Raw genomic sequence first — 12,698 nt, forward strand, 5'->3', positions numbered from 1 at the left:
CATGCCGGGGCGCGACCCCGACGAGCGGCACCGGACCGCCACCTCGTTGGAACTCCTCTTCGACCTCTGCTTCGTGATCGCCGTGGCGCAGGCCTCGGCGAGCCTGCACGAGGCACTGGCCGACGGCGCGACCGCCACCGGGGTCCTGCGCTTCGCCCTGGTCTTCTTCACCGTGTGGTGGGCGTGGATGAACTTCACCTGGTTCGCGTCCGCCTACGACCCGGACGACATCCCGTACCGGCTCACCGTGCTTGTCCAGATCACCGGGTCGCTCATCCTCGCCGCCGGGGTACCGCACGCGTTCGCGGAGGGAGACCTGCGGACCATCACCATCGGCTACGTCGTACTGCGCACCGCGCTGGCAGCCCTGTGGCTGCGGGCGGCCCGCAGCGACCCCGCACGCCGGGCCACCGCGCTGCGCTTCGCCACCGGAGTGACGCTGTGTCAGGCCGGCTGGGTGGGCCTGCTCGCCCTGCCGGAAGCGGCGCGCCTGCCGGGTGTCGCCGCGCTGATCCTCGCCGAGGTCGCCGTGCCGGTATGGGCCCAGTCCGCCGGGATGACCCCGTGGCACCCGCGTCACATCGCCGAGCGCTACGAACTCTTCACCCTCATTGTCCTCGGCGAGTCCGTGGCGGCCGCCACCGTCGCGGTGCGCGGCGCCTTCGACCGGCACCAGAGCACCGGCTCGCTCTGCGCGACAGCGGCGGGCGGCCTCCTGACCGCCTTCGCGCTGTGGTGGCTGTACTTCTCCAGGCCCGCGCACACCCTGCTCGCCACCACGCACCGGGCGCACCGCCACCGCTTCGTCTGGGCCTACGGCCACTACCTGATCTTCGCCTCGGCGGCGGCCGAGGGCGCGGGCCTCGCCGCGTACGCCGATCACCTCACCGGACACGCGCACACCTCGCCACTCGCCGCGGCGGCAGCGGTCACCGTCCCGGCGGCCGTCTTCCTGAGCACTGTCTGGGCCGTGCATCTGCGACCGCACCTCGGCACCGTGGCCGAACAAGTTCCGTATCCGGTCGCGGTGTTCGGCCTCCTCGCGGCGACCTTCACCCCGTGGCCCGCGCTCGCCGCGGGTACGGCCCTGGTGGTGCTCGTCGTAGTGGTCACGGCGCCGCGAGGGTGACGAGGTCACGGCCGCACGTATGCGAGAACTCCCCGGCGGTGTCCGCGAAGGCACCGCCGGGGAGTTCTCGTGTTCTCGTTGGGGAGAGTCGACCGTCAGACGGCGGTGCCGCGCACCGCGTCACGGATCAGGTCGGCGACCTCCTTGGGACGCGACACGGCGACGGCGTGCGAGGCGCCCTCGACCTCGACCGTCGTCGCACCGGCCCGCCGCGCACCGAACCGCTGCACATCGGGGTTGATCGCCCGGTCCGCATCGGCGACGAGCATCCACGACGGCTTGGTCCGCCACGCGGCGGCCGTCGCCTGCTCCGTGAACGCGGCGGCGGCCAGCGGGCGTTGTGCCACGGCGAGCACCTTGGTGACGTCGACCGGAAGGTCGGCGGCGAAGATCCCCGGGAACGCCTGCGCCTCTATGGTGAACTCGACGGCGGGCTCGGCGCCTTCGACGGGGTACGTCGACTGCGCCAGGTGGTCGCCGAGCGGCGAGAGCGGGTAGCGGCCCTGCAACTCACCGAGGCTCTCGCCCTCTTCGGTGACGTAGGCCGCGACGTAGACCAGGCCGGTCACGTTCTCGGTGGTCCCGGCCACGGAGATGACCGCGCCGCCGTAGGAGTGGCCGACCAGGACGACCGGGCCGTCGATCTGGGCGGCCACCGACGCGACGTACGCGGCGTCGGACGCCAGACCGCGCAGCGGGTTGGGCGGGGCGATCACAGCAATGCCGTCGTTCTGGAGTTCCGTGATGACACCGGTCCAGCTGGCGGCGTCGGCGAAGGCGCCGTGCACGAGCAGGACGGTGGGGGTGGTGGAGGTGCTCATGATGGGGTGGGTCTCCTCGTGGAAGGGCACGTGTCCAGTGCCGGGGTGCGGGTGTGCGTGGTGGGGCGTCGTCGTACGAAAGCCGCCGGTCAGTCGCGGTGGAGTGCGGCGTGCAGGGTGCCGGTGGCGAGGGTGATGGCGGCCTCGGCGGCGTGCGTCTCGCGCAGGGCGTCGAGCATGACGAAGTCGTGGATGATGCCCTGGAAGCGGACGGCGGTCACCGGGACGCCCGCCTGACGCAGCTTGTTGGCGTAAGCCTCGCCCTCGTCGCGCAGCACGTCGGCCTCACCGGTGATGACCAGGGCCGGCGGCAGCCCGGCGAGCTGCTCGGTGGAGGCCCGCAGCGGGGACGCGGTGATCTGCGCGCGCTCGGCCTCGTCCGTCGTGTACTGGTCCCAGAACCACTGCATGCCGTCGCGGCGCAGGAAGTAGCCCGTGGCGAACTGACGGTACGAGCCGGTGTCGAAGCGCGCGTCGGTGACCGGGTAGAACAGCACCTGCTGGATCAGCGGCACGTCGCCGCGCTGCTTCGCCATCAGCGTCAGCGCGGCCGTCATGTTGCCGCCGACGGAGTCGCCTGCCACGGCGAGACGGGTTCCGTCCAGGTCCATGGACGCGCCCTCCTGGACGATCCACCGGGCGACCGTGTAGTTCTGCTCGATGGCCACCGGGTAGCGGGCCTCGGGGGAGAGGTCGTAGTCGGGGAAGACCACCGCGGCCCCGGCGCCCACGGCGAGTTCACGGACCAGCCGGTCGTGCGTGTGGGCGTTGCCGAAGACCCAGCCCGCACCGTGGATGTACAGGATCACCGGCAGTTTCCCCCGGACGCCGGCCGGCCGGACGACACGGGTACGGACACCGCCGGTCGGGCCACCGGGAACAGTGATCCACTCCTCGTCGATCTCCGGCTTCGCGATGTCACCGGACTGCACCTCGTCGACCGCCTTGCGGCCTTCGGCAGGGGGGAGTTCGAAGAGGAAGGGCGACCGGCCGGTCGCTTCGGCGAACGCGGCGGCCGCCGGTTCCAGGACCGGCTGGACGGGTTCGATCGGCCGGGTGGACGCGATCGGCTCGACGGCGTCGGACATGTGGTTCTCCTGGGTGTCACGTAAGGGTGTGGGTCAGCAGGCCGGTTCTTCCGGCGACCTCAACCTAAGAGCCGCCCGGCCGCCCCGATTGACCGTCAGCGCACCGGCATTGAACCCACAGCGCACGGCGGGAATCGCAGTGCACTGTCGGACCGCGGACAGTGCACTGAGGGAAAACCCGGCTGAATTCCCCCGGCTTAGCGTGGCGGCGAAGCGATCGAGCGGTGCCGACATATCAGGAGGTTGTCGAAAGGTGTCCACGATGCCGGCCGGTGGGCTGATTCCCAGCGCCACGGGAAACGCCGCGGACCTCGTCGTCCGCAACGCGAACATCCACACCGGAGACCGGGGGCGCCCCCGGGCCGGGGCGCTGGCCGTCCGGGGCGGCCTGCTCACGGCCGTCGGGGACGACAAGGACGTGGCCGCCCTGATCGGGCCGGCGACGAAGGTGGTCGATGCGCTCGGCCGCCGTATCGTCCCCGGGCTCAACGACTCCCACCTGCACGTGATCAGGGGCGGCCTGAACTACGTCCTGGAGCTGCGCTGGGACGGTGTTCCCACCCTGCGACAGGGTCTGGCGATGCTGCGCGAGCAGGCGGCGCGCACCCCGAAGGGCCAGTGGGTGCGGGTGGTCGGCGGCTGGTCGGCCGAGCAGTTCGCGGAGCGGCGCCTGCCGACCGTCGCCGAGCTCAACGCGGCGGCGCCGGACACTCCCGTGTTCGTCCTGCACCTGTACCAGTCGGCGGTGCTGAACCGCGCCGCGCTCAAGGCCGCCGGCTACACCCGTGACACCCCCGAGCCCCGGGGCGGTCAGATCGTCCGGGGCCGGGACGGGACGCCCACGGGCATGCTGCTCGCCGCCCCCAGCGCACTGATCCTCTACTCGACGCTGGCCAAGGCGCCGGTCCTGGAAGGGGCGGACAGGACGACGTCCACGCGTCATTTCCTGCGTGAACTGAACCGGTTCGGACTCACCTCCGCCATCGACGCGGCCGGGGGATTCCAGAACTTCCCCGAGAACTACAGCACCGTCGTCGAACTCGCCGCGGCGGGCCAGTTGTCGCTGCGCATCGCCTATCACCTCTTCCCGCAGACCGCCGGACAGGAAATAGCCGACCTCAAACGCTGGATCGAAATGGCCGGCCCCGAGGACGGGGACGAATGGCTGCGTCTCAACGGCGCCGGTGAGAACCTCACCTGGGCGGCGGCGGATTTCGAGAACTTCGCTCAGCCGCGCCCGGAACTCTCCTCCGGCTACGAGGGGGATTTCGAGGCCGCGGTGCGTCTCCTCATGGAGAACGGCTGGGGGTTCAGGCTCCACGCCACCTACGACGAGACCATCCGGCGTGACCTCGCGGTGTTCGAGAAGCTCGCCGCGGACGGCCTGTTCCCGGCCGGGAACCGCTGGCTGTTCGACCACGCGGAGACCGTCTCCGCCGAAAGCCTCGACCGTATCGCCGCCCTCGGCGGAGCCATGTCCGTACAGAACAGGCTGTCCTTCCAGGGGGAGGCGTTCGTACGCCGGTACGGTCCCGGAGCCGCCGCGGACGCCCCGCCGGTCCGGGCCATGCTGGAGCGCGGCCTGACGGTCGGCGCCGGCACCGACGCCACCCGCGTCTCCACCTACAACCCATGGATCGCCCTGCACTGGCTGATCACCGGACGCACCGTCGGTGACCTGGTGGTCCGGCCGCCGCACAACCGGGTCGACCGGCACACGGCGCTTGCCATGTTCACCGAGGCGGGCGCGGCGCTCACCGGTGAGGAGGGCGTCAAGGGCGTCCTGCGACCGGGCTTCCTCGGAGACTTCGCCGTGCTGTCCGAGGACTACTTCACCGTGCCCGAACCGGACATCGCCCGCATCGAGTCCCTGCTCACGGTGGTCGGAGGGCGGATCGTCTACGCCGCCGCCGAGTACGAGGGCCTCGACGAGGAGCTGCCGCCGGTCAGTCCGGAGTGGAGCCCGGTCGCGCACTTCGGCGGCTATCAGGCCGCGCCCGGCGGCGTATCGGGCGCCCGGCAGGCCGAGTTGCTGGGCCAGGCCGTCGCCGAGTCCGAGCTGCACCGGCAGTGGCGGACGCGGCGGGACCCGGCTCCGGAGCCCGGGGAGCCGTTCCTGGACCCCTGTTTCGGCCTCTGACCACACCTCTCTTCCTCCACCTCTCTTCCTCCACTCTCACCAGTGACGCGGACGACGACCGTCCGCGATCCCGACACACACACACCCGAAAGGCACACTCATGACCGACATCTCGCAGGTCACCCCCGCCCCTGGCCCCGACCTGCTCACCCCCGACAACTGCGCCGTCCTCTTCGTCGACCACCAGCCGCAGATGTTCTTCGCCACCGGCAGCGGCGACCGCACCGCGATCATCAACTCGACCGTGGGCCTCGCGAAGGCCGCCAAGGTCTTCGACGTCCCGGTCGTGCTGAGCACCGTGGCCGCCGAGTCGTTCTCGGGCCCGATCCTGCCGCAGCTCGCGGCGGTCTTCCCGGACCAGGAGGTCATCGACCGCACCTCGATGAACGCCTGGGAGGACGCGGCCTTCGTCGAGGCCGTCAAGGCCACCGGCCGCCCGAAGCTCGTCGTGGCCGGCCTGTGGACCGAGGTCTGCGTCGTCCTGCCCACGCTCTCCGCCCTCTCCCAGGGCTACGAGGTGTACGTGGTCACGGACGCCTCCGGTGGCATCAGCCCCCAGGCGCACGAGCACGCCGTCCAGCGCATGGTCCAGGCCGGGGCGGTGCCCGTGACCTGGGTGCAGGTCCTGCTGGAGCTCCAGCGCGACTGGGCACGTACGGAGACGTACGTCCCGGTCACCGAGGTGGTGAAGGAGCACGCCGGCGCCTACGGCCTCGGCGTGGTCTACGCCCAGGCGGTCATCGGCGACCACGCGGCGGGCTAGGAACACACATGGACACCGGTTTGTTGGTCCTCCGCTGGGTGGTGGGTCTGCTCATCGCCGGACACGGAGTGCAGAAGGTGAGTTTCCGGCTGGGCGGCAACGGCCTGGCGGGCGGGACGGAGGAGTTCCGCCGCGACGGCTTCCGGGGCGGCCGGCTGACCGCGCTCGCCGCGGGCGGCAGCCAGCTGGGGGCGGGCCTGTTCCTGGCGGCCGGGTTGCTCACCCCTCTGGCGGCGATGGCCGCCATGGGAGTCATGACGGTCGCGGGCACCGTGAAGCGGCACAACGGGCTCTGGGTGCAGAACGACGGATACGAGTACCCTCTGGTCCTCGTCGGGGCCGCCGCGGTGCTGGTGCTTACCGGGCCGGGCCGCTGGTCGGCCGACCACGCCCTGGGACTGACCCCGTGGCCCGCCTGGGTACAGGCCGCGGCCCTCGTGGCAGGACCGGCGAGCGGACTGCTCACTCGCGCGGTGCTGCACCGCCCGTACACCGCAGGGAGGAGCGACCATGCGCGCGCTGCTGGCTGACGCGGCCCGCACGCTGGTGCCGCCGAAGGACGACCGGCACGGCCCGCTGCCGCCGCTCCTGCTGGCACTGACCGTGGTGACCGGCCTGGTGGACGCCGTGAGCTACCTGGCCCTCGGGCACGTCTTCGTGGCCAACATGACCGGCAACGTCGTCTTCCTGGGGTTCGCCCTGGCGGGCGCCGAGGGACTGTCCGCGACGGCGTCCGTCGTCTCGATGGCCGCGTTCCTCGCGGGCGCGCTGGCTGGCGGGCGGTTCGGCACCCGCTTCGCGGCGCACCGTGGGCGGCTGCTGGCCCTGGGCGCGGCGGTGCAGGCGGTCCTGGTCGCCGCGGCCCTCGGCACGGCGCTCGTCGCACACGGCCGGGTGACGACACCCGTGCAGTACGCCCTGATCGTCCTGCTCGGCCTCGCCATGGGGTTGCAGAACGCGGTCGCCAGGCGGCTCGGCGTCCCGGACCTGACCACGACCGTGCTGACCCTGACCCTCACGGGGCTGGCCGCCGACTCAGCCCCCGCCGGAGGTGCGGCGCCCCGGCCGGGACGGCGGATCCTGTCCGTCCTGGCCATCTTCCTGGGGGCGCTTGTCGGAGCGTGGCTCCTGTCGAAGGGCCAACTCGCCCTGACCTTGGGGCTGGTGCTGGCGGCGCTGACGGTGGTGACGGCGCTGGCCGCCCGGCGCCTGGCATCCTCCGCGGCCGCCTGGACGAGGCCGCCGGGGTGACCGGGACCGCGAGGCCCCCGTGTCACCGCGCGGGGGCCTCGCGGACGACGCCCTCGTGAACCGCGGACTCGCGCACGGTGGGTTCGCGTACCGCGGATTCGCGCACGGGGTGCTTGCTCAGGATCGAGACGCGGTTGAACGCGTTGATGGTGATCGCCACCCAGATCACCGCCGAGATCTCGTCGTCGGTGAGCTGTCGACGGGCGGCGTCGTAGGCGCTCTCCTGCGCGGAGGCGTCGGCGGGGTGGGTGGTCGCCTCCGCCAGGGCAAGTGCCGCGCGCTCGCGCTCCGTGAACAACTCGGTGTCGCGCCAGGCGGCCAGGGTGCCGAGGCGCCGCGTGGTCTCGCCTGCGCGCAGGGCGGCCCTGGTGTGTACGTCGAGGCAGTAGGCGCATCCGTTGAGTTGGGAGACGCGCAGGTTGACCAGTTCGACGAGGACGCGGTCGAGGCCCGCTTCGGCCGCGGTCCCGCGGACCGCCTCGGATGTCTCGACCAGCGCGCGGTACGCCTTGGGGCTCTGCTTGTCGACGTAAACGCGATGCCCCGTGCCCGTGTGGGCGCGATGCCCCGTGCCCGTGCGGACGCGACTGCCCGTGCCCGCTGTCGTGTCACTCACCCTGGACTCCCTCGCGGGCCGCTCGGGGCCCTGGCTCGTGCCGGCGCACCCGGCCGGGCGCAGGGCTTATCATCGAACACAATTGTTGAAAGTCAAAATACCTTGGTGGAAGGAGCCCGCGATGAGCGAGGCCGACATCCTGCCCGCGCGTGATGTCCCGCTCGGCGGCCCGCGGTCGATGACGGTGCGCCGCACCCTGCCGCAGCGGGCCCGGACCCTGATCGGCGCCTGGTGCTTCGTCGACCACTACGGCCCCGACGACGTCGCCGAGACCGGCGGCATGGATGTGGCACCGCATCCGCACACCGGACTTCAGACGGTGAGCTGGCTGTTCAGCGGGGAGATTGAGCACCGGGACAGTCTCGGCAGCCACGCCTTCGTCCGGCCCGGTGAGCTGAACCTCATGACGGGCGGGCACGGCATCAGCCACACCGAGGTGTCCACCGCGCGCACCACCGTGCTCCACGGCGTGCAACTGTGGGTGGCGCTCCCCGACGAACACCGGCACGCCGCCCGCGACTTCCAGCACCACGTCCCCGCCCCGGTCCAATTGGACGGCGCCCGCGTGCGGGTCTTCCTCGGCACTCTGGCGGGCGAGACCTCACCGGTGCGAACCTTCACACCACTGCTCGGCGCCGAACTCGTCCTCGACCCGCACGCGACGGTCACGCTCGCCGTGGACGCCACGTTCGAGCACGGGCTGCTTGTCGACCAGGGGCAGGTCGGCCTGGCCGGCACCCTCCTCGACCAGGCGGAGCTGGGCTACCTCGACACCGGTCGCACCACCCTGACGCTGACGAACGAGACGGACACCGCGGCACGCGTGATCCTGCTGGGCGGCACGCCGTTCGAGGAGGAGATCGTCATGTGGTGGAACTTCATCGGACGGTCGCACGAGGACATCGCGCAGGCGCGTGCGGACTGGATGACCGGGACTCGGTTCGGTGAGGTGCGGGGGTACGACGGGGATCCACTGCCCGCTCCAGAACTCCCGTCCGTGCCCTTGAAGCCCCGGGGTCGGGTGCGCTGATCTGCGTGGATGTGTGTTGAAGAGAGCGCGTGGGTGGCGCGGAACCCGATGCCGGGGCCGGTCGATCGCCGCTGCGCCGAAAACCCTGAACGAGGCCGAGTAGGGTGGCTCTGGAGTCCAGGGTGTGATCTTGTGCGGCAGGATCTGGCAAAGCAATGCTGACCCAATGCCGACTCACCTGATGAGGCGTCAGGTCGCCCAGAAGCTCGACGGGCGCCGCTCTCTCCCCCCAGCCTTCCTTTGGTATCCCGCGTCGAGAAGTCGAGGCTGCCCCCGTTGGTTCTACTGACCACATCCGTTCGAGCTCGTGCCGTCGCAGTGCGGTGGCAGTGATCGACGCGTTCTGACCGCTGGGAGAAAGCACGTCTGCTGGTGGTACAGCAGCTGCACCCTGGCTGACCTCGGAAAACGGTGCTTTGTAAGCCTTTCGCGCGGGGGCTGGTCCGGAATTGGTCCGGATCTTGGTAGCCACGGCATCGGCGATAGGGGCCGGTGAATAGTGGGAAGTCGTGGGAGCGATCGGGAGCAGGTGGGGCACGCACTCCCGCGGGTAGCCCGTGCTATCGACTACGGCCGTCGGTCGTCGCAGAGCCATCCGGCAGATAGAAGCGAGCGGGTGCCCCGCATGGTCGTACCCCAGCCTCACACTTGCCCCGGTAAGCGATCGGCGGCGCCCCCAGCACCGCAGGCCTTGTGCTCGGGGCGGACGCTGGTGGGTGGAATCAGGCATCATGCGCTGCCTCAGTAGCTCTCGGTACTTGCGTGGACGAGCACTGGAGCGGCAGTCGGGGGGTGGACGTCTTCGATGGTTACGCTCGGCGCCGTCTCTACCAGGGCTATACCGTCCTGGTCACGGTAGGAACGCCGAGGTTCGTGATCACGCGTCCGACGCACCACTCGCCGGTCAGCGGCAACGTGCAGTCGGCGAGGATTTTCGAGCTGCCGTCCTTGGCCGTGTGCTCCATCAGAGCGATCCCCGCCGACGGCCGCCAGCTGCGCCGTCGAGCACTTGCGCACCGGGCTGGCAAGCCAGTTGAACAGCGGAGTGGCTAGGTGAGGAGATCTTCTTGAAGTCCTCCACCTGACCTCACTGACCTGCAGGTTTTCGCGCTGCAAGTGTCCTGACCTGCGCGTACGCTTCTTTCTCAGTCTTTCAGGTTCGTGCGGTCTTGTGCAGCCGATCCTCCCCAGCCGCTCCCCAGGACGCTCAGTTCTCCCCAGATACTCCCCAGCGGGAGGACCTTGTAAGGGCTACTGACAGGACCGAAGGGGAAGGCTCGCTTGGTGGCTCTCAGTGCTACAGGACGGGGCTCGACGTCGGCGGTGCATGTATCACCTTGCGCCGGTGATGGGGGCGTTGGAGTCGTCTCGACGTGTTGTCTATGACCCATCACGTTGAGTGTGTCGCGATCCTTGAGCCTGCCGAGAAGGGCCGCTGACCTGCGGTTTCGCCTGGTGTGCATTATGGGCGTTGTGTGCGTTACGGGCGACATCTTGACGCACGGGCGACGCACGTGACGCACGTATGACGCACGTTCGCTGTAGTTTCTGATGAGGCGTCAGGCATATGGAAGCCGCCCCTGCTACCCAGTTCATCTGGGAGGCAGGGGCGGCTTCCATGTGTTCAGCGAGAGCTTCGGCGCGGACCGTTGTGGCGGTCAGGGTGTCGGCCGACCCGCACGTCGTGGGTGCCGTGCCGAGGGGTACTCGGCACCTGAGGTGGGATGGCCCCGCGGCTCACCCGCTGGGGTGAGGGCTGGCGAACAGGGGGCCTTGCTCACGGTCGCCGACGGCCTCTCGCAGGAGCCGGAGCGTCTGCTCGCTGACAGGGATCTCGACGCCTGGTGGGATGACGTCTCCCACGTTCAACGCGAGAGCGTCGTCCAGCTTTACGTTGCCCTCGCAGAGCAGCCCGACGTGTGCCGGGACGGCCTCGTTGGTGAGAAGGGCCTCGATATCTCGGGCTGAGAGCCCGTCATGCGGCGCCAAGTCGTCTGCTTGATGTGCTTGTTCTGGAAGGTTGTTGCGGGCAGCTCCGGCTTCGTCGTGCAAAGGGGCTCCTATCTCCAGCTTCCGGCCCGAAGGCGCAGCAGGGTTGCGTGACAACGGATCTGCGTTTTGGAGGCAACCTCTCATGCTAGGCGGGCGCGGACGAAGGGATCCGTGGCTGTGGAAATATCCCTGCGCTCAGCGCTGTTCTCGTGTGGCACCGAGATCATGAAGGGGGAGTGGCGGTCCTGAAGCTGTTCAAGACAGCAGCTGGTGTCAAGGAAGTCAGCGCGCATCTTGCTGAGGTTGAGGCGGATGTGCAGGACCTCGTCGAGGCGCACATGGAGACGATGCTGGGCGTCACCTTCCTGGCGAGCGAGTACGTCATCGACTGCGTCGACGGCGGGCGGATCGATTCGCTGGGTCTCGACGAGAACGGGGCGCCGGTGATTGTCGAGTACAAGCGCGGCACCGACGCAGGCGTGATCAACCAGGGTCTCTATTACATGGCCTGGCTGACGAACCACAAGGACGCCTTCCGGAACCTGGTCCGCGACCAGCTCGGAGCCACGGCCGCGTCCCAGATCCTGTGGAGCGCACCCCGGCTGATCTGCGTGGCCGGCGACTTCACCCGCTACGACGCGCACGCCGTACGCGAGCACCGGCGCTCGATCGACCTGGTCCGCTACCGCTACTTCGGAAGCGACCACTTCGGCCTTGAGACCGTGGCCTCCGTCATGGGGCACTCGGCTCCGGCCAAGCGGGTGCGCCGACGAGCGGCAGGGGCGCCGGTCCGGGAGCGGGACGGTGCGATGGCCGAGCTGGCCCAGGCGGTCGACGAGGTCCTGGTCGGACTCGGGGACGGTGTGACCCGGTGCAGCGCAAGCAGTACCGCGCCTATCGACGGCTGCGGAACTTCGCCAGCGTCTGCCCGCCCCAGCAGACCAAGATCCTCCTCTACCTCAAGGCCGACCCGAACGAGGTCGACCTTGTTCCCGGCTTCACCCGGGATGTAACGAGGCTCGGCCACCACGGCACGGGCGACTTGGAACTGCAACTGCGTACGGAGCGCAACCTGCAGCGCGCCGGAGACCTTCTCCGCCTCAGCTACGCCGCGGCATAAAGATCTCGCACTACGGCATCGGCCCGAGGGAAGTGTGGAGTTGTGGGCTGCCGTCGTGATGCTGCCTTTCGACGTGACGGGCAGGGAATGGCGGTGGACCACAATGGTGCGGAGGATCCCCGGGTTCGCTAACCGGTGATTCTGTGCTAGGTGCCGAGGGACCTCCGTTTCCTCGGCTTTCGTTGGTGTCTTTAACCTCTGGTCGCGAGGTGTCGGCGGCTGGATGATCTGTGGTGTGGGGGTTGGCGGGACGGCTCGGCGGTATTGCCGGGAGTGTGGTGATCCGTTGCCGGTGGCGATGGCGGCTGCGGGTGTGCTGCTCAGGTCGGCGCAGGTCCCGGCGGTGGCGGAGGACGCGGCGGGCCCGGTTGCGGGTGGCTGCGGTACAGCGGGGTGAGCAGGCGGTGTGTCCGGTGTGCAGGCGGTCATGGACGGTGGGTGGAGCGAGCGAGGCCGGCGCTGTACTGCTCGGACCGGTGCCGGGTGCGGGACTGCCGTCAGCGGCGGGCGTCGCGTTTTGGTGTTGCGGAAACGCCGTAGGCGAACGCCTCGCAGTCGTGGCCGTCGGCCGCGACGTTGGTCGGCTCGGTGCAGAGTCCGTAGGGAACTTGGACCTCGCCGACGGCTCGCCGAGCGTGTTTCCTGGAAGGCGGCCTAGTGCTGGATTCCTCAAACGGTGTACGTATATCGGCGCCGTAGTTGGCGGGTTGGTGGTGCGGGCCGGCTCCAGACCCAGGGGCTGGCACGG

10 protein-coding genes and 1 pseudogene are annotated in these 12,698 nt (G+C 69.9%); 7 read left to right on the forward strand and 4 right to left on the reverse strand.

The window, feature by feature from the left end:
* The first annotated feature begins 1 nt into the window (after position 1).
* On the forward strand, positions 2-1,129 hold the full coding sequence (locus tag AC07DI_RS32155) for a low temperature requirement protein A (protein WP_478907951.1): 1,128 nt from the start codon (positions 2-4) through the stop codon (positions 1,127-1,129).
* 95 nt (positions 1,130-1,224) lie between these two features.
* Here AC07DI_RS32155 and AC07DI_RS32160 read toward each other — a convergent pair whose 3' ends face one another.
* Both AC07DI_RS32160 and AC07DI_RS32165 read right to left on the reverse strand, forming a co-directional pair.
* Positions 1,225-1,950 (reverse strand): alpha/beta fold hydrolase, encoded by a 726-nt coding sequence (locus AC07DI_RS32160; protein ID WP_478907953.1) that lies wholly within the window; start codon positions 1,948-1,950, stop codon positions 1,225-1,227.
* 89 nt (positions 1,951-2,039) lie between these two features.
* Positions 2,040-3,038, reverse strand: a complete 999-nt coding sequence (locus AC07DI_RS32165) for an alpha/beta hydrolase (RefSeq protein ID WP_478907955.1) — start codon at positions 3,036-3,038, stop codon at positions 2,040-2,042.
* A 262-nt stretch (positions 3,039-3,300) separates the two neighbouring features.
* On the opposite strand from AC07DI_RS32165, the gene AC07DI_RS32170 reads away from it, so the two are divergent.
* The 4 genes from AC07DI_RS32170 to AC07DI_RS32185 all read left to right on the forward strand — a co-directional run bounded on the left by AC07DI_RS32170 (position 3,301) and on the right by AC07DI_RS32185 (position 7,192).
* Entirely contained in the window at positions 3,301-5,178 is a 1,878-nt protein-coding gene (locus tag AC07DI_RS32170; protein ID WP_478907978.1) for an amidohydrolase, read from the forward strand.
* A gap of 100 nt (positions 5,179-5,278) precedes the next feature.
* The gene (locus AC07DI_RS32175) at positions 5,279-5,941 is read left to right on the forward strand and encodes a hydrolase (protein WP_478907957.1); all 663 of its coding nucleotides are present in this window, start codon (positions 5,279-5,281) and stop codon (positions 5,939-5,941) included.
* An 8-nt stretch (positions 5,942-5,949) separates the two neighbouring features.
* The gene (locus AC07DI_RS32180; protein WP_478907959.1) at positions 5,950-6,471 is read left to right on the forward strand and encodes a DoxX family protein; all 522 of its coding nucleotides are present in this window, start codon (positions 5,950-5,952) and stop codon (positions 6,469-6,471) included.
* A complete protein-coding gene (locus AC07DI_RS32185; protein ID WP_478907961.1) occupies positions 6,452-7,192 on the forward strand; it encodes a YoaK family protein in 741 nt (246 codons plus the stop codon). Before AC07DI_RS32180 ends, AC07DI_RS32185 begins: the two co-directional genes overlap by 20 nt.
* A 22-nt stretch (positions 7,193-7,214) precedes the next feature.
* Here the strand turns inward: AC07DI_RS32185 and AC07DI_RS32190 are convergent, their stop codons facing one another.
* Positions 7,215-7,808 (reverse strand): carboxymuconolactone decarboxylase family protein, encoded by a 594-nt coding sequence (locus AC07DI_RS32190; protein WP_478907963.1) that lies wholly within the window; start codon positions 7,806-7,808, stop codon positions 7,215-7,217.
* A 121-nt stretch (positions 7,809-7,929) separates the two neighbouring features.
* On the opposite strand from AC07DI_RS32190, the gene AC07DI_RS32195 reads away from it, so the two are divergent.
* A complete protein-coding gene (locus tag AC07DI_RS32195) occupies positions 7,930-8,838 on the forward strand; it encodes a pirin family protein (RefSeq protein WP_478907965.1) in 909 nt (302 codons plus the stop codon).
* Positions 8,839-10,575: 1,737 nt separating this feature from the next.
* Here the strand turns inward: AC07DI_RS32195 and AC07DI_RS32200 are convergent.
* On the reverse strand, positions 10,576-10,890 hold the full coding sequence (locus AC07DI_RS32200) for a hypothetical protein (RefSeq protein ID WP_478907967.1): 315 nt from the start codon (positions 10,888-10,890) through the stop codon (positions 10,576-10,578).
* 176 nt (positions 10,891-11,066) lie between these two features.
* Here AC07DI_RS32200 and AC07DI_RS32205 point away from each other — a divergent pair.
* Positions 11,067-11,950, forward strand: a pseudogene (locus tag AC07DI_RS32205) (DUF5655 domain-containing protein).
* The last annotated feature ends 748 nt before the right edge of the window (positions 11,951-12,698 follow it).

This window comes from Streptomyces sp. NPDC044106, assembly GCF_056433985.1.